15 protein-coding genes and 1 riboswitch are annotated in these 16141 nt (G+C 68.1%); of the genes, 10 read left to right on the plus strand and 5 right to left on the minus strand.

Annotated features, from left to right (window positions below; translation table 11 throughout):
* Positions 1-100: 100 nt before the first annotated feature.
* The 7 genes from ACZ9GM_RS07555 to ACZ9GM_RS07585 all read left to right on the plus strand — a co-directional run bounded on the left by ACZ9GM_RS07555 (position 101) and on the right by ACZ9GM_RS07585 (position 7398).
* Positions 101-745, plus strand: a complete 645-nt coding sequence (locus tag ACZ9GM_RS07555; RefSeq protein WP_291473147.1) for a 50S ribosomal protein L25/general stress protein Ctc — start codon at positions 101-103, stop codon at positions 743-745.
* A 100-nt stretch (positions 746-845) separates the two neighbouring features.
* Positions 846-1406, plus strand: coding sequence for an aminoacyl-tRNA hydrolase (gene pth, locus ACZ9GM_RS07560; RefSeq protein ID WP_291473059.1), 561 nt, complete (start codon positions 846-848; stop codon positions 1404-1406).
* The gene (gene pth / locus ACZ9GM_RS07565; protein ID WP_476037519.1) at positions 1403-2074 is read left to right on the plus strand and encodes an aminoacyl-tRNA hydrolase; all 672 of its coding nucleotides are present in this window, start codon (positions 1403-1405) and stop codon (positions 2072-2074) included. The genes pth (ACZ9GM_RS07560) and pth (ACZ9GM_RS07565) overlap by 4 nt, the downstream gene beginning before the upstream one ends.
* 11 nt (positions 2075-2085) lie before the next feature.
* Positions 2086-3789, plus strand: coding sequence for a dihydroxyacetone kinase subunit DhaL (dhaL, locus tag ACZ9GM_RS07570; RefSeq protein WP_476037520.1), 1704 nt, complete (start codon positions 2086-2088; stop codon positions 3787-3789).
* Positions 3756-4613, plus strand: a complete 858-nt coding sequence (locus ACZ9GM_RS07575) for a fused MFS/spermidine synthase (protein ID WP_476037521.1) — start codon at positions 3756-3758, stop codon at positions 4611-4613. The genes dhaL and ACZ9GM_RS07575 overlap by 34 nt, the downstream gene beginning before the upstream one ends.
* Before the next feature lie 113 nt (positions 4614-4726).
* Positions 4727-5680: an aldo/keto reductase gene (locus tag ACZ9GM_RS07580; RefSeq protein ID WP_476037522.1), complete on the plus strand. Its 954-nt coding sequence runs from the start codon at positions 4727-4729 to the stop codon at positions 5678-5680.
* Between the two features lie 44 nt (positions 5681-5724).
* Complete coding sequence (locus ACZ9GM_RS07585) at positions 5725-7398, plus strand: peptide chain release factor 3 (RefSeq protein ID WP_476037523.1); 1674 nt, start codon at positions 5725-5727, stop codon at positions 7396-7398.
* On the opposite strand, the gene ACZ9GM_RS07590 is transcribed toward ACZ9GM_RS07585, so the two are convergent.
* The 5 genes from ACZ9GM_RS07590 to ACZ9GM_RS07610 are packed head-to-tail and all read right to left on the minus strand — an operon-like array spanning position 7395 to position 11845.
* The gene (locus ACZ9GM_RS07590) at positions 7395-8492 is read right to left on the minus strand and encodes an alpha/beta hydrolase-fold protein (protein ID WP_476037524.1); all 1098 of its coding nucleotides are present in this window, start codon (positions 8490-8492) and stop codon (positions 7395-7397) included. The genes ACZ9GM_RS07585 and ACZ9GM_RS07590 overlap by 4 nt on opposite strands.
* A gap of 24 nt (positions 8493-8516) precedes the next feature.
* Entirely contained in the window at positions 8517-9155 is a 639-nt protein-coding gene (locus tag ACZ9GM_RS07595; RefSeq protein WP_291473052.1) for an isochorismatase family protein, read from the minus strand.
* Positions 9145-10272 (minus strand): isochorismate synthase, encoded by a 1128-nt coding sequence (locus ACZ9GM_RS07600; RefSeq protein ID WP_476037525.1) that lies wholly within the window; start codon positions 10270-10272, stop codon positions 9145-9147. The genes ACZ9GM_RS07595 and ACZ9GM_RS07600 overlap by 11 nt, the downstream gene beginning before the upstream one ends.
* A complete protein-coding gene (locus ACZ9GM_RS07605) occupies positions 10265-11068 on the minus strand; it encodes an SDR family oxidoreductase (protein ID WP_476037526.1) in 804 nt (267 codons plus the stop codon). The genes ACZ9GM_RS07600 and ACZ9GM_RS07605 overlap by 8 nt, the downstream gene beginning before the upstream one ends.
* A gap of 54 nt (positions 11069-11122) precedes the next feature.
* The gene (locus ACZ9GM_RS07610) at positions 11123-11845 is read right to left on the minus strand and encodes a hypothetical protein (RefSeq protein ID WP_476037527.1); all 723 of its coding nucleotides are present in this window, start codon (positions 11843-11845) and stop codon (positions 11123-11125) included.
* A 119-nt stretch (positions 11846-11964) separates the two neighbouring features.
* Here ACZ9GM_RS07610 and ACZ9GM_RS07615 point away from each other — a divergent pair, with 119 nt between their 5' ends.
* From ACZ9GM_RS07615 to ACZ9GM_RS07625, 3 genes are all read left to right on the plus strand, one after another.
* Entirely contained in the window at positions 11965-14370 is a 2406-nt protein-coding gene (locus ACZ9GM_RS07615; RefSeq protein ID WP_476037528.1) for an MMPL family transporter, read from the plus strand.
* Between the two features lie 16 nt (positions 14371-14386).
* Entirely contained in the window at positions 14387-15043 is a 657-nt protein-coding gene (locus ACZ9GM_RS07620) for a TetR/AcrR family transcriptional regulator (protein WP_476038327.1), read from the plus strand.
* A 131-nt stretch (positions 15044-15174) separates the two neighbouring features.
* Positions 15175-15307, plus strand: a riboswitch (FMN riboswitch).
* A gap of 9 nt (positions 15308-15316) precedes the next feature.
* Positions 15317-16114: a nicotinamide mononucleotide transporter family protein gene (locus tag ACZ9GM_RS07625; protein WP_476037529.1), complete on the plus strand. Its 798-nt coding sequence runs from the start codon at positions 15317-15319 to the stop codon at positions 16112-16114.
* Positions 16115-16141 lie beyond the last annotated feature (27 nt).

The raw sequence follows: 16141 nt of genomic DNA on the forward strand, positions 1-16141 counted from the left end.
CGGCTTCTGTCATTTCACGGAGCCGTTCCTGACCGCAGCTGAGTCCGAACGTCGTTGTCCCGGTCAGAGGTCCTGACCAGAAACAGAAAAGGAGAGCCCCATGGCCACCAAGATCATCGACATCACCGCCCAGCCGCGCACCGAGTTCGGCAAGGGCGCCGCCCGCCGTCTGCGTCGCGCATGGCGCGTCCCTGCCGTCGTCTACGCCAACCACCAGGAGCCGGTCCACGTCAGCTTCGACCTGCTCGAGTTCCAGAGCATCCTGCGTAACCACGGTGTCAACGCCCTGGTCGACGTCGACGTCGACGGCGAGAAGTACCTCGCCCTCATCAAGTCCGTCGACCAGAACGTCCTGACCTTCGACATCGACCACGCCGACCTGCTCGCCGTGAAGCGCGACGAGACCGTCGAGGTCGACGTCCCCGTCGTCGTCGAGGGCGAGCCGGCCCCGGGTGTCGAGTACATCCAGGACGCCGACACCGTCACCGTCGAGGCCAACGTGCTCTCCATCCCGGAGGAGCTCACCGTCTCCCTCGACGGCAAGGAGATCGGCGACCAGATCCTGGCCGGCGACGTCACCCTCCCGGCCGGTGTCACCCTCACCTCCGACGCCGAGACCCTCGTCGTCAACTTCACCGCCCCGGAGGACAACGAGGCTGAGGCTGACGCCGCCGCCGAGGAGACCGGTGCCGAGGCTCCGGCCGCCGACGCCGCAGAGGAGGCCCCCGCCGGGGACGCGGAGTAGTCACACTCCCCCCTCCCCCGGCCACTGCCGGGAACCCCGCCACCCCTTGCGCCCACGGGCATGAGGGGTGGCTTATTTCGTCACCGTATCCTGTGCCATGATGGTGCCCGTGAACACCAACGGAGCCTCCCCGCTGCTCGTCGTGGGACTGGGGAACCCCGGTGCCGACTACGAGGGCACCCGGCACAACATCGGCGCGACGGTCCTCGATGAACTGAGTGACCACTTCAGCGTCAACAAGAAGGTCAACGCGCACGTCGACGAGATCCGCGTGGGTGACCGCAAGGTCGTGCTGGCCAAGCCGCGCAGCTTCATGAACCTCTCCGGTGGTCCGGTGAAGGCGCTGGCCGGGTACTTCAAGGTGAAGCCCGCACAGGTCGTCGTCGTCCACGATGAGCTGGACCTCGACCTCGGTGCGGTGAAGCTGAAGAAGGGTGGCGGGCTCAACGGGCACAACGGACTCAAGGACATCGCCAAGTCGCTGGGGACGCAGGATTTCCTGCGGATCCAGGTGGGCATCGGACGCCCGCCGGGACGCATGGCCCCGGCGTCCTTCGTCCTCAGGCGTTTCTCGAGGGCTGAGCAGGCCGAGGTGCCGGTCATGTGCGCGGACGCCGCGGACCTGGTCACCGGTCTCGCCGCAGGGACGGTGACGGCATGAGCATCCTCGATACACTGAAGGGCCTGTTCCGGCGTCCCCGGGTCGGATCCACGACGTCGAAGCAGGAGTCCGTGTGGGACGCGCTGCCCGCCGCCCAGTGGATGGTCGTCGGTCTCGGTAACCCGGGTGCGAAGTACGCTGCCACCCGACACAACATCGGCTACCGCGTGGTGGATGAACTCCTGCGCCGCCACCGGGAGCGCCTCATCGGGATTCCCGGCGTGCAGGCGAAGGTCGCGCGCACCGGTATCGATGACCACGGCATTCTGCTGGTGCGCTCTGCGACGTACATGAACGAGTCCGGTCTGGCGGTGGCACCACTGGCGACGTCCTACGCGATCCCCGCCGACCATGTCATCGCGATCCATGACGAGCTGGATCTGCCTGCCGGCAAGGTGAAGATCCGGGTCGGCGGCAACGAGAACGGGCACAACGGACTGAAGTCCATCTCCGAGAAGCTCGGGACACGGGACTACGTGCGCATCCGGGTCGGCATCGGCCGGCCTTCCGACGGGCAGTCCGTGGTCGACCATGTGCTGGGTCGCCCCGGTGACGGATCCTTGTCCCGGGAGCTGCTGGAGGATGCCGTCCGCACCGCCGCGGACGCCGTGGAGATCATCGCACGACGGGGTGTGCCTGCCGCGCAGAACGAGATCCACGGGCGGTAGGGTGCTGAGGTATGGCCTCTGTTTCCCCGCTCTCCCCGCGGTCCTTCCGCAACGACCCTGATTCCTTCCTCCCCCGGGCCCTCGGTGGTTTCGTGGCGTCCCACCCGGACGCGACCTGGAACTCCGCCGGTTATATCGCCCGTCGCTCCCCGGTGGTGGATGCGTCCGGCTCGCCCGCCGTCGCCGTGATCTCCGGCGGAGGCTCCGGCCACGAACCCATGCACGCGGGCTTCCTCGGGGAAGGCATGCTCGCCGCGGCCGTCCCCGGGCTCCTGTTCACCTCCCCGAACGCGGTACAGGTCACAGAGGCGACCCGTGCCGCCGATGCCGGTCGGGGCGTGGTGCACATCGTCAAGAACTACACCGGGGACGTCATCAACTTCCGGGTCGCACGGCAGGGGCTGCCCGAGGTCGAGACCAGGGAGGTCATCGTCGCCGATGATGTCGCCACCTCCTCCGACTCCGGGCCCGGGCGCCGCGGCACCGGTGCGACGGTCCTCGTCGAGAAAGTCGCCGGGGCGTCCGCGTTCCGGGGCGACGACATCGACGAGGTCACCCGGCTGGCACGCGTGGTCGCCGAGGGTTCGCGGTCCATGGCTGCAGCCCTGACCCCCGGACACCTGCCGACGAGCGGCCGGTACACCTTCGACCTGGGTGAGGGTGAAATGGAGGTCGGCGTCGGTATCCACGGCGAGGCCGGTGTGGACCGCACCGCCGTGGCCCCCGCCCACGAGGTCGTCGCCCGGCTGGCGGGTGCGGTCGTAGAGGACCTCGGCCTGGCCGAAGGAGACCGCGTCCTCTGCCTGGTCAACGGGCTGGGCGCGACCACGAACCTCGAGCTCGACCTGGTCTTCGACGAGGTGCTGCGCTTTCTCGACGACCGGGGTGTGTCCGTGGCCCGCAGCATCGTCGGCAGCTACGTCACCTCGGTGAACATGGCCGGTGTCTCGGTCACCCTCACCCGGCTGGATGACGCCGACGGCGACACCGTCGTGGAACTGCTCGACGCCCCGACCGCCGCGCCCGCCTGGCCCGTGACGGTCGGTGTGGATCCGCAGCCGGTGGACGCCACCACGGTCGTGCCCGAGGATGCCCCGGGGACGGAGGGGTCTGCGGTGAACCGGTGGCTCACCGACTTCGTCGCCGGCGTGGTCACCTCCGTCGACGACCTCACCGAACTGGACCGGTTGGCCGGCGACGGTGACTTCGGCACGAACATGCAGGCCGCCTTCGGTGACCTGCCGAATCCTCTCAAGGGCACGGACGCCGAGGTGCTGGCCGCACTGTCCAGTCGCCTGTTCATCCGCGCCGGCGGTACCTCAGGTGCCGTCTTCGGCACGATGTTCCGTGAGATGGCGACCACCGCCGCCCGGGGCACCTCGGCTGCACTGACCGCCGGTGAACTCGCCGAAGCCCTGACCCGCGCCTCGGACGCCGTCACCGGGCTCGGTGGCGCCAGGCCAGGCGACCGGACCATGGTTGATGCCCTCGCCCCCGCCGCCGAGGCCGCCCGGGCAGTGGCCGGGAAGGATCCGGAGGCGGACCCGGACCTCGCCGCCGTCCACGAGGCGGCCATCGCCGGTGCCAGGTCCACCGCGGAGATCACCGCGTCAAAGGGAAGGGCGTCCTACCTCGGTGAACGCGCCAAGGGCGTCATCGACCCCGGCGCACTCGTCGTTGCATGGCTCTTCGGCAACGCCGGGGAGATGAACTGACCGTGGCGAAGAAGGCGGCGGAGCCGACCCCGGTCGCCGGGGTGTACGAGGGCGACTACGGGATCGTCGAGCTGGAGGCGGACCCCTCCTCAGGGTCGGGCTGGCTGATCAGCATCAACGGCGTGCCCAGTTCCCACATAGAGATCGGGGCACCGAGGGACCTGGCCTTCGAATACATGCGGTGGATCGCCTCGGCGGTGCAGGCGCAGGTCAACGGTGGATTCCTGAACCCGCGCCGGATCACCCACCTCGGCGGTGGAGCATGCACCATGGCCAGGTACTTCGCGGACGTCTTCCCGGACTCGCGGAACACGGTCGTGGAACTCGACGGTGAACTGGCGAAACTGTCCCGGCAGTGGTTCGACATCCCCCGCAGCCCCCGGGTGAAGATCCGGGTCGACGACGCCCGCGAGGTCGCCGCGTCCTTCACCCCGGCCAGCCGAGACGTGATCATCCGGGATGTCTTCGCCGGAGCCGTGACCCCGGAGAGTTTCACGACCGTCAACTTCTTCACCGACTGTCACCGGGGTCTGGCCTCCGATGGTCTCTATGTCGCCAACTGCGGTGACCACTCCGACCTGCGCGGCGCGAAGGCGGAGCTGGCCGGCATGGCGGAGGTGTGGAGCCGCCTCGCGGTGATCGCCGATCCACCGATGCTCAAAGGACGCCGCTACGGCAACATCATCCTCATCGGGTCCGACGTGGAGATTGCGGAACCACCGGTCAAGGAGCTGCTCGGTGGCGGTGTGCCGGCACAATTCAAGGATGACGCCTGGGTACGAAAGTTCTTCTCCGGAGTGACACCTCGCCGGGACGCCGACTGACCTCCCGCCGGGTGTGCGTCACCGATTCCCCGCATCCGTGGCACAGAACCCCGGAATATGTGACGCAATCCCGGCGCACGGCGCGCAGCCCTCGACAAGGACACAATGAGGCCATGACTTCCACTTCTTCCCCCTCCGTCGTCCTCGGTACCTGGTCCTGGGGCTCCGGTGATGTCGGCGGCGACACCGTCTTCGGCAACCACCTCGACACCGCCGACCTGAAACCCGTGGTGGACGCCGCCATGGCCGCCGGGCTCACCCTCTTCGACACCGCACCGGTCTACGCCATGGGCGCGTCCGAGACCATCCTCGGTGAGCTCCTCGCCGGGTACGACCGGGACGTCTACCAGCTGTCCACGAAGTTCACCCCGGGTATCGCCCACCTGTACGGCGACTCCATGGAACAGATGCTGGACGCCAGCCTGGAACGGCTGCGCACCGACTACGTCGACGTCTACTGGATCCACAACCAGGACGACATCGAGTGCTGGACCCCGCAGCTCATCCCGCTGGTCAAGGAAGGGAGGATCCGGCAGGTCGGAGTCTCCAACCACAGCCTCGCCCAGATCGGGCGGGTCGAGGAGATCCTCGCCGAGAGTGGCGTCCCGCTGTCTGCGGTGCAGAACCACTACAGCCTGCTCTTCCGGGACTCCGAGACCACCGGCGTCCTGCCGTACTGCCGCGACAACGGCATCGCCTTCTGGCCGTACATGGTGCTGGAGCAGGGCGCTCTGACCGGCGCCTACGGCATCGGCAATCCGCTGCCCGAGGGCAGTGGACGGGCGGAGAAATACAACCCGGTGCTGCCGCAGCTCACCGAACTCACTGCGGCCATGGCCCGGATCGGCGAGACCCACGGCGGACTGTCCGTCGCCGAGGTCGCCACCGCCTGGGCCCGCAACCAGGGCACGCTGCCGATCATCGGGGTGACGAAGACCCGGCACATCGACTCCCAGGTCCGGGCCGCTGGTCTCACCCTCACCGACGCCGAGATCGACGAGATCGAGCAGCTCGCCGCCGCCACCGGGGTCAAGGTCCGTGGCGGCTGGGAGAAGCCGCTGCAGTAACCGGGCACCGGTGACCGGGCACTGACCGGGTAGGATGATCAGCCGTGTCAGATACCGCCAGTTCCGCCAGCCCGTCCACCGCCGCCGCCGAGGCGCACCGCCGCCGCACCTTCGCCGTCATCGCCCACCCCGACGCCGGTAAGTCGACGCTGACCGAGGCCCTGGCCCTGCACGCGCACGTCATCAACGAGGCCGGCGCAGTCCACGGCAAGGCGGGACGCAAGTCCACGGTCTCCGACTGGATGGAGATGGAGAAGGACCGCGGTATCTCGGTCGCCTCCTCCGCACTGCAGTTCGAGTACTCGCCCGAGGGCCACACCGGCGAGCCGTACATGATCAACCTCGTCGACACCCCCGGCCACGCCGACTTCTCCGAGGACACCTACCGCGTGCTCACCGCCGTGGACGCCGCGGTCATGCTTGTCGACGGTGCCAAGGGCCTCGAGCCGCAGACCCTGAAACTGTTCCGGGTGTGCAAGGCCCGTGGTCTGCCGATCATCACGGTGATCAACAAGTGGGACCGGCCCGGCAAGGAGCCGCTGGAGCTCGTCGACGAGATCGTCACCGAGATCGGTCTGCAGCCGACCCCGCTGTACTGGCCGGTCGGCGAGGCCGGAGACTTCCGCGGCCTGGCGAAGCTCACCGCCGACGGCGAGCCGGAGGAGTACATCCGCTTCCTGCGCACCGCCGGTGGATCCTCCATCGCCCCGGAGGAGCACTACTCCCCCGCCGAGGCCTCGGAGAAGGAGGAGAACACGTGGGACACCGCCGCCGAGGAGGCCGAATTGCTCGCCGCCGACGGTGCGGTGCACGACCAGGAACTCTTCCTCGACTGCACCACCTCTCCGCTGATCTTCGCCTCCGCGATGCTGAATTTCGGCGTCCACCAGATCCTGGACACACTGTGCGCCCTTGCCCCCGAGCCCGGTGCCCGCGAGTCCGACCCGAAAGCCGTCGAGGCCGCGGCGTCCTCCGGCGGTGCCGCGGTGGAGAAGATCCGTGCCGTGGACGAGGCGTTCTCCGGCGTGGTCTTCAAGGTCCAGGCCGGCATGGACACCCACCACCGCGACAAGCTCGCCTTCATGCGCGTCGTCTCCGGACGCTTCGAGCGCGGTATGCAGGTCACTCACGCACAGTCGGGCCGCACCTTCTCCACGAAGTACGCGCTGACTGTCTTCGGCCGCGACCGCACCACCGTCGAGGACGCCTGGCCCGGCGACATCGTCGGCCTGGTCAACGCCGGCGCACTGGCCCCCGGTGACACGATCTACGCGGGACGCCGCGTCCAGTTCCGGCCGATGCCGCAGTTCGCCCCGGAGAGCTTCCGGACGCTGCGGGCGAAGACGCTCGGCAAGTACAAGCAGTTCCGTAAGGCCCTCGACCAGCTCGATTCCGAGGGCGTGGTGCAGATCCTGCGCAATGACGCCCGCGGTGACGCGAACCCGGTGATGGCCGCGGTCGGACCGATGCAGTTCGAGGTCATGCAGGCCCGGATGCTCGGCGAGTACAACGTCGAGACCGTCACCGAGCCGATCCCGTACCAGGTTGCCCGGCGTACCGACGCCGCCAGCGCCCCGGAGCTGGGACGCCAGCGCGGTGTGGAGATCTTCACCCGCACCGACGGCGAGCTCATCGCCCTGTTCGGCGACAAGTGGAAGCTCGCCTTCGTGGAGAAGGAGCACCCGGAACTCACCATGGAGCCCCTGGTCGCTGACTAGGAGTTCCCCAGCAGCTCCACCAGCCCGCGGGTCAGCGCCCCGGTCCACCCCGCCATCTCGTGACCGTGGGTGGAGATCTCGCAGGTCGCGGGCACACCGGCGTCCAGCAGAGCCTGCTGCACCGCACGGGTGTGGTCGGCCATGGTGGTGCCGCCCGCGCCCGGGCGTCCCTCACCCGTCCCGGCACTGAGGTGGACGCGGATACCCTCCGGCAGGGTGCCGGCAGCGGTACGCTCCCGGATCTCCGCGGCGACCTCTCCCCCTGCCTGACCCGAGTCCCAGGCGGGGTACCAGAAGGAGCCAGAGGTGCTCACCGCATTTGCCACGGCATCCGGCCGGGTGAGGACGAGGTCCACCGCCGACAGTCCGCCGAGGCTCTCTCCGGAGATGACCGTGCGCTGCGCCCGGACGGTCGGATCATGGGCTGCACCGACCTGCTCCCACGCCCACGGGATCACCCGGTCGGCGATGAGCTCCCGGTACTCCGTGGAGCGGGTGAGCAGCTCATAGCGTTCCTCGAAGGTATCGACGGCGACTACTCCGGTCCGCGGCAGGCGACCTGCAGCGTGAAGACGGCGCAACGCGGCAGGCAGGGCGGTCGCCGCCCAGTTCCGGCCGTCACTGAGGACCAGGACATACTCCGCGTCAGTCAGGTCGGCGGACCACAGGGGGCGGCCGTCGAGGGAGGCGGCCTGCCACTCCGGACGGTCAGCTGGGTCCCAGCCGCACTGCTCCGGTGCCTCCGGCATGACGAGCCTGCCGGACGCCTTCCCGAAGCCCTCAGACCAGTCGGCGGGATGCCACGCCAGATGGTCGAGCACATGCGTCACGGTCTGGCGGACCACCGTCATCCAGCGGACGCGGGAATCTGGTTCGGCGTCGAGTTGTGCGGCCAGCTCGCAGGTCACCGGCATGATCCGGTAGGACCCCACGAGATCCTCAGGCACCTCCACCGAGGCCTCCCACCGGTCTCCGACACGCACCATCCGGTGGAAGTCCGGATCATGGTGATCGTGGACACCGGTGACGTGGAGGTGGACGCGGTCCACCCCGGGCATGTCGGTGGGAGCGGCCCAGGTGAAGGTGATCAGCACCCGGTCCAGCCTAGTCAGCGCCGCCTAGTCAGCCCAGTGCCGCAGCACGGAGGCCGTGTCAAGCACCACGCCGGCGCGGCGACCGGTCCACTGCAGGGCGAGTCGATGCTCGGTACCGGAGAAGTCGCCGAGGGCGTCGGCGACGAGGAAGGGCTGCACCCCGCCCATGAAGGACTCGACCGCGGTCACCGAGCAGCCGATGGAGGCGTAGACGCCGGTGATGACCAGCTGGTCACGGCCCAGGTCGGCGAGTTGCTCATCGAAGTCACTGTAGGCGTAGGCGGAATAGCGCCACTTGGTGAGGATGCGGTCGCCCTCGACCGGGGCGACCTCGTCGATGATCTGCGCTCCTTCGGGGTTGCCGGTGAGTCCTGGACCCCACCAGTCGTTGAGCAGGGCGCGCTTCTCCACCGGCTGGTCGGAGGGCTGGGCCGTGTAGAAGACCGGGATCCCCGCGGCCCGAGCCCGGGCAATGAGCCGCCCGGTGTTCGGGATGAGACTGGACAGCGGCTCGGACGCCGGGTCGAAGGGGCGCAGGAAGTGCCGCTGCATGTCGTGGACCAGCAGCGCGCAGCGCGAGGGGTCGGGGGTCCAGTCGACGACCGGCTCCGGCCAGGCGTCCGGCAGGTCGTAGGAGATGAGGTCAGGCAGTTCAGTGGCCATGGATGAGCTCCTTCGCCGGGACGATGCCCAGCCCTTCGAGGATGGTGCGCAGTTTCGCGCCGGTCTCGGTGTACTCGGAGTCCGGGTCGGAGCCGTCGACGATGCCGGCACCGGCCCAGGCGGTCACGCGGTCGCCGTCAAACTCGGCGGCACGGATGGAGACGACCCAGTCGCCGTCGCCGTCGGCGTCGCACCAGCCGGCGGTCCCGGCGAAGTAGCGGCGGTCGGCGGACTCGAGATCGTGGATCCGGTCCATGGCGTCACGGGTGGGGACGCCGGCGACCGCAGGAGTGGGGTGCAGCAGACGCGCCAGGGAGAGGGCGTCCGCCCCCTCGGCCGAAGGATCCTTGATTCGACCGGTGATCCGGGTGCCGAGGTGCCACATCTTGTCGGTGGGCAGCAGTTCCGGCTGGTCCGGGACCTGGAGCTCCGCACACCACGGTGCGAGGGTCTCGGCGATCATGTCGACGACGAAGGCGTGCTCGTAGTGGTCCTTCGGCGAGCCGGTGAGCCCCCTGGCACGACGACGGTCTTCCACCAGGTCACTGCTGCGCGGCACGGAACCGGCCAGCGGGTGGCTGATGATCCGGTCACCGCGACGGGAGATCAGCAGTTCGGGGCTGGCACCGAGGAAGGCCTGCGCCCCGCCGAGCGGGACGGAGAAGACCCAGGCGTTGCGGTTACGGGCGGTCAGCCGGCGCAGCAGGGACTCCCACTCGGGGCGTTCATCCAGGGTGGCACGTACGGCGCGGCCCAGGACGACCTTGTCGAGGTCGTTCGCCTGCACCAGGGTGTCGAGGGCGGACCGGACGGCGCCGGTGTAGGCGTCCTCCACTCCCGGGTCGACGGCGACCGGGTGGACGCCGCCACCGGTGAACTCCGGGCCTACCCCGACGGCGAGGGTGCCGGGCGTCAGCGGCACGTCGGTGGCGTAGAGCCGGTCACCGGTGCCGGTGCGGTGGTCGAAGGGCAGGGCGCCGACGACGGTACGTCCGGGTTCCCACTCCGCGATCGGGCTGAGGTGTCCCGAGGGGACGTGGATTCCGGTGGTGCCCCGGCGGAACGAGAAGTCGCCGCGGCGTGAAGGTGCGAGGGGCTTCAACAACGGATCAGGCATGGAGAGTGGCTCCTCCGTCGACGTATATCTCCTGGAGCACGACGTGCCGCGCCTCCGGAGAGGAGAGGAAGACGACGACTTCGGCGACGTCGTCGGCGGTGGCGATACGGCCGAGCGGGATGCCCAGCCGGGCGGTGGCGAGGTCGCCACCGAGGACGCGGGCTTTACCGGCGACCGGGTCGTCGCCCCAGTAGTCGCGCTGCATGGCGGTATCGGTGGACCCCGGGTTCACGACATTGCAGCGGATCCCCTCGGCCGCGACCTCGAGTCCGAGACTGCGGGTCACGGCGGAGGCGGCGGCCTTGGAGGCGGCGTAGACACCCATGCCGTGGCGGGGGATGCCGGCGGCGTTGGAGGCGATGACGGTGATCGCCCGGTCGGTCAGTGCGTTCTCCCGCTGCCGTCCCTGCACCGTCATGACGCGCGCGGCGGCCCGGGTGACGAGGAAGGTACCGCGGGCATTGACGGCGAAGACGTGGTCGAAATCGTCGGTCCCTGTCTCGGCGACGGAGACACCGGGACCGAGGACGCCGGCACCGTGGACGACACGGGTGACCCGACCTGCCTCAGCGGCGGCGGCAAACAGGGCGGTGACCGCGTCTTCGTCGGAGACATCACAGGTCACGGTACGGATATCGGCGAAATCCGGGAGGTTGCCGACGGCGGAGGCGAGGGCCCCCGGGTCACGGTCGGTGAGAATCAGGGTGGACGGTCGGTCAGTACGGTCGAGGAGCAGTCTCGCGACTGCGGTCCCCATACCTCCGGCAGCGCCGGTGACTACAGCAACATCACTCACGACAGGTGAGGCTAACTTATCGGTCTACCCCCGACCAAGCCCCGGTGAAACATGTCACAGAAAATGTGCTGCACCGAGTGCCATGAGCATCACGGCGGCCAGCACACCGGCGGTCCGGGCCACCGCGACACTGTTCTGCCTCATCCGCTCGAACTGGCGTCCCACCCAGGACGCCGGGCGCACCCGGACATAGCCGACCGCCAGCGCCGTAATGAACGGCAGGCTCAGTGCGACACCGGCATAGCCGATCATGCCGATGTACCGGGTCGCGGCACTGAAGTCCCCGGCGCTCATCACCAGGATGCCGGCGAAGAAGGGGCCGGAGGTCGCGGACTGGACCAGGCCGAGGACGACACCGGTACCGAGCGTCGCCAGGGTCGGCGTACGGAGCGGTCCCAGAATCCGCTCGACGAGAGCGGAACTGTCCCCCTTCCCCAGCAGAGCCATCATGCCGATGAACCAGCCGGTGGCGACGAGCAGGATACCGAAGACCGGGGAGTCGACGAAGGTGGACACCGCGTCCCCGATCCCGTCGAAGACCAGCAGGGAGAGCAGGGCGAGCACGAGGACCCCGAGCCAGTCACCGAAGACCAGTAAGGTGGCGATACGCGCGTAGTCGCCGCGACGGCCACCGTGCCTGTCGTGCCTGTCGTGCCTGTCGTGCCTGTCGTGCCTGCCGCCGGAAGCGACCGGCAGCATGACGCCGACGGCGACGATCACACCGATCAACAGGACGTTGAGGGTGTCGACCAGGGCGTAGGACATCACGTGCAGCACGCAGGACAGCCTACAGGCCGACTGCCGTTGCCAGGGTTCTCCGAAGGTCCATACAGCACTACTCTCATATCCATGCACTCGATGTGCAAGATTGCACCCGATGTGCAAGAATCTCCGGCATGGCTAAATTCCTCTACCGGATCGGACGATCCGCATACCTTCACCGATGGCGGTTCATCGCCGTCTGGATCCTGATTCTCGTCGGTGCCGGCTCCGCCGCCGCCGGCCTGATGAAGAACACCTCCGAGTCGATGACCATCCCAGGCCTCGAGTCACTGGAGACCAATGACAAGGTCATGGAGATCTTCGGCGGGGACGACTCCCTCGAGGCGCCCACCGGAACCGTCGTCGTCCGTGCCCCCGAGGGGCAGTCCCTCGAGGACACGGACGTCAAGGCCGACCTGGACGCGCTCATCGCCGACCTGCAGGGCAGCGACAAGCTCAAGGACACCGACGGGATCGTCGACCCGGTGACCGCTGCCGCCGCCATGGAACAGCAGCTCACCGAGGCGAAGACCCCGCAACTCAAGGCCCAGGGCCTGAGTGACGAGGAGATCACCGCCGCGATCGACGCCGACCTCGCCGACCTCTCCCCGGTCAGCGAGGACGGTCGGACAGGTACGTTCACGGTCACGCTCAACGCGGACAACATGCAGGACATCAGCACCGAAGATGTCGACGCTGTCACGGAACTCATCGACTCCGACAAGACCGACAACCTGGACATCGCCTACAACGGCAACGCCTTCCAGACCATGGAGGTCGGCGGCTCGTCCGAGCTCATCGGTATGGCCGTCGCTGCCGTAGTCCTCATCGTGACCTTCGGCTCGTTCGTCGCCGCGGGCCTGCCACTGCTCTCCGCCATCGTCGGCGTAGGCACCGGAATGCTGCTCATCTATGCCGGTACCGGCCTGACCGACACGATCAACTCGACCACCCCGACCCTGGCCACGATGATCGGCCTGGCCGTCGGTATCGACTACGCCCTGTTCATCGTCTCGAGATTCCGCAACGAACTCATCGCCAAGGTCAAGGGCGAGGACCTCGAACCGAAGGACCTCGCCGCCAAGTTCAAGGAACTCTCGACCCACGAGCGGGCACACCTCGCCGGACTCGCGGTCGGCAAGGCCGGCTCCGCCGTGGTCTTCGCCGGCCTGACGGTGCTCATCGCCCTCGCCGCGCTCTCCATCATCAACATCCCGTTCCTCACCGCGATGGCCCTGGCCGCAGCACTCACCGTCGCCATCGCCGTCCTCGTGGCACTCACCTTCCTGCCGGCCGTCCTCGGCGCCGTGGGAACCAAGGTCTTCGCCGCCCGTGCCCCGTGGGTCAAGGCCCCGGACCCCGAGAGCGAGAAGCCGACCATGGGCCTCAAGTGGGTCCGCCAGGTCCGTAAGCGCCCGATCGTCTTCCTCGGCGCGTCCGTCATCGCCCTGCTCCTGCTCACCATCCCCGTGCTGAACATGCGCCTGGCCATGCCCACCGACGGCACCGCCAACGTCGGCAGCCCGCAGCGCACCGCCTACGAGTGGATCGACGAGGACTTCGGAGCGGGACGCAACGCCCCGCTCATCGCCCTCGTGGACGGCAACGGCCAGGACGCCGAGACCGCTCAGGCGTCCTTCTCCGAGGCCGTCACCGAGATCAACAAGCTCGACGGCGTCAAGCACGCCCAGCTCACCCAGATGACCGACGACGCCAGCTACGCGCAGATCCTCATCACCCCGACCACCGGGGCGACCGACGAGGTGACCAGCGAAACCCTGGAGGACCTCCGCACCCTGGAGGAGACCTACTCCGACAACACCGGCGCCTCCTTCGCCGTCACCGGTGTCACCGCCATCTACGACGACATCTCCGACCGCCTGTCGGAGGTGCTCATCCCCTACATCGCCATCGTGGTGGTGCTGGCGTTCATCCTGCTGATGATCGTCTTCCGCTCGCTGTGGGTGCCGCTGATCGCGGCCCTCGGCTTCGCCCTGTCGGTGGCAGCCACCTTCGGTGTCACCGTCGGCATCTGGCAGGAGGGCTGGTTCGGCATCACCGACGACCCGCAGCCGCTGCTGTCCTTCCTGCCGATCATGCTGATCGGTATCGTCTTCGGACTCGCGATGGACTACCAGGTGTTCCTGGTGACCCGTATGCGCGAGGGCTACGTCCACGGTAAGACCGCGGGCAACGCCGTCTCCAACGGCTTCAAGCACGGTGCCCGCGTGGTCACTGCCGCCGCGCTGATCATGATGTCCGTGTTCTCCGCGTTCATCCTCATGGATGAGGCACTGATCAAGGTGATGGGCTCCGCCCTGGCCCTGGCCGTCTTCTTCGACGCCTTCATCGTCCGCATGACCATCGTCCCGGCCACCCTGTTCCTGCTCGGTGACCGCGCCTGGACGCTGCCGAAGTGGCTGGACAAGATCCTGCCGAAGGTGGACGTCGAGGGCGAGGGCCTCACCGGTGAGGACGCTGACGCGATCCTCGGAGGCAAGGACGAGGACAAGAAGGAAAAGGCCGAGACCGGTGTCTGAAAAGACTCATGAACCCGTGCTGTCACTCCGGGAGCAGAAGAAGGAGGAGACCCGACGTGCGCTGTCCCGGGCCGCCGCCGAACTGCTTCTCGCCGAGGGCACCGAGAACATGACTGTCGCCGCGATCGCGGAGAAGGCGGGAGTGTCCACCCGGACCTTCCACAACTACTTCCCGCGTCGCGAAGACGCCCTGCTCCTCTTCATCGAGGACACCTTCAACGAATGGTGTCACCAGGTGGAGCTGGCTCCCGAGGGTGAACACCCGCTGGACACCATGCACCGTCTCATCGGTGACCGTATCGGCGGCGGCAGCCACCCGGAGGACGACCCGGAGAACCCCGGTTCCCTGCTCAACCTCATGACCATCGGTGAGCAGCTCCACATGACCACCGGTTCACGGGACAAGGCACTGGTCCAGCACGTCGCCGACGGACTGCTGGAGACCCTCTACGGTCGTCCCGGACACGGGTTGACCCGGCAGGGTATGGCGATGCTGCTCCTCTCCTCGCTGGCTGCCGGAGCCCTGGCAGTGGAGCCCACCCGACGCGAAACCGTCGCCGGCAGCTGCTCGCAGATGCCGCCCTGGGCATGGCTCGGCGAGGACGATGCACAGGACGCGTCCTCCCGGCTCGACCGTAATTTCCGGCTGCTGCGCACCGGCTTCGGCGGGTAGCAGGCACCACGGACGATCCTGACCGGGGGAGCGGAGAGAGCCGCTCCCCCGGTTTCTTCTGTCCGGGCCTTTCTTTCTGCCCGGTTCTTTCACTGACGCGCCCCACCGGACGGTGTAACGTAACCACCCGTACAGATTCTCAGGGCGGGGTGGAATTCCCCACCGGCGGTGAAAGCCCGCGAGCGCCACCTCCACCAGGTGGGTCCAGCAGATCCGGTGTGATTCCGGAGCCGACGGTCACAGTCCGGACGGGAGAGAAAGGCTGGACACCTCATGTCCGGATCATTGTTCACCTCATTACTCGACGCACAGTGGACCATCGGCGACACCGCCATCCTCTGGCGTGAGATCATCGGCAACGGCTTCGGCATCGCCTCAGCGGTCGGCGGCATGCGCCGCGTCGTCTGGGCCTGGCCGGTCGGCATCATCGGCAATGTCCTGCTGTTCACCGTTTTCCTCGGCGGTGTCTTCCACACCCCCCAGGACCTGGACCTCTACGGACAGGCCGGACGCCAGGTCATGTTCCTCATCGTCAGCACCTACGGCTGGTACCAGTGGCAGAAGGCGAAGACGGCCGGGATGCGGGAACCGGAGCAGACCGACCCCTCCCGCTCCATCGTCACCGAGCCGGCCACCACCTACGAGGCCGTCCAACCGCACTGGGCTTCGGCGAAGGAACGGCTGTTCATGCTCGTCGTCGCCGTGGTCGGCACCTGCGGTTTCGCCTGGATCTTCTCGACCCTCGGTTCCTGGGGCCCCTGGTCGGATGCCTGGATCTTCACCGGCTCCCTGCTCGCCACCCTCGGCATGGCCCGCGGCTGGACCGAGTTCTGGCTCATCTGGATCGCCGTCGACCTGGTCGGCGTCCCTCTGTTGTTCTCGGCGGGCTACTACCCCAGCGCAGTGCTCTACCTCGTGTACGCCGCGTTCGTCATCTGGGGCTTCGCGGTGTGGCTGAAGGTGCAGCGTGAGACTCAGGCGCGCGAAAGGGTCGAGGGGCCGTCGACGGTCCCCGCCACCGCGTCCCGCGCGTCCGGAACCACTGGGGTGAATGCAAGTCACCAAGACTGACGAACCCCGTTGACTAGGGAACATGAA

The organism is Corynebacterium sp. UD i78 (assembly GCF_056280545.1).

Coding starts and splice junctions, on each gene's coding strand:
- ACZ9GM_RS07555 (WP_291473147.1), top strand. CDS start 101: ATGGCCACCAAGATCATCGACATCACCGCCCAGCCGCGCACCGAGTTC.
- pth (WP_291473059.1), top strand. CDS start 846: ATGGTGCCCGTGAACACCAACGGAGCCTCCCCGCTGCTCGTCGTGGGA.
- pth (WP_476037519.1), top strand. CDS start 1,403: ATGAGCATCCTCGATACACTGAAGGGCCTGTTCCGGCGTCCCCGGGTC.
- dhaL (WP_476037520.1), top strand. CDS start 2,086: ATGGCCTCTGTTTCCCCGCTCTCCCCGCGGTCCTTCCGCAACGACCCT.
- ACZ9GM_RS07575 (WP_476037521.1), top strand. CDS start 3,756: ATGGCTCTTCGGCAACGCCGGGGAGATGAACTGACCGTGGCGAAGAAG.
- ACZ9GM_RS07580 (WP_476037522.1), top strand. CDS start 4,727: ATGACTTCCACTTCTTCCCCCTCCGTCGTCCTCGGTACCTGGTCCTGG.
- ACZ9GM_RS07595 (WP_291473052.1), bottom strand. CDS start 9,155: ATGGCCACTGAACTGCCTGACCTCATCTCCTACGACCTGCCGGACGCC.
- ACZ9GM_RS07600 (WP_476037525.1), bottom strand. CDS start 10,272: ATGCCTGATCCGTTGTTGAAGCCCCTCGCACCTTCACGCCGCGGCGAC.
- ACZ9GM_RS07615 (WP_476037528.1), top strand. CDS start 11,965: ATGGCTAAATTCCTCTACCGGATCGGACGATCCGCATACCTTCACCGA.
- ACZ9GM_RS07625 (WP_476037529.1), top strand. CDS start 15,317: ATGTCCGGATCATTGTTCACCTCATTACTCGACGCACAGTGGACCATC.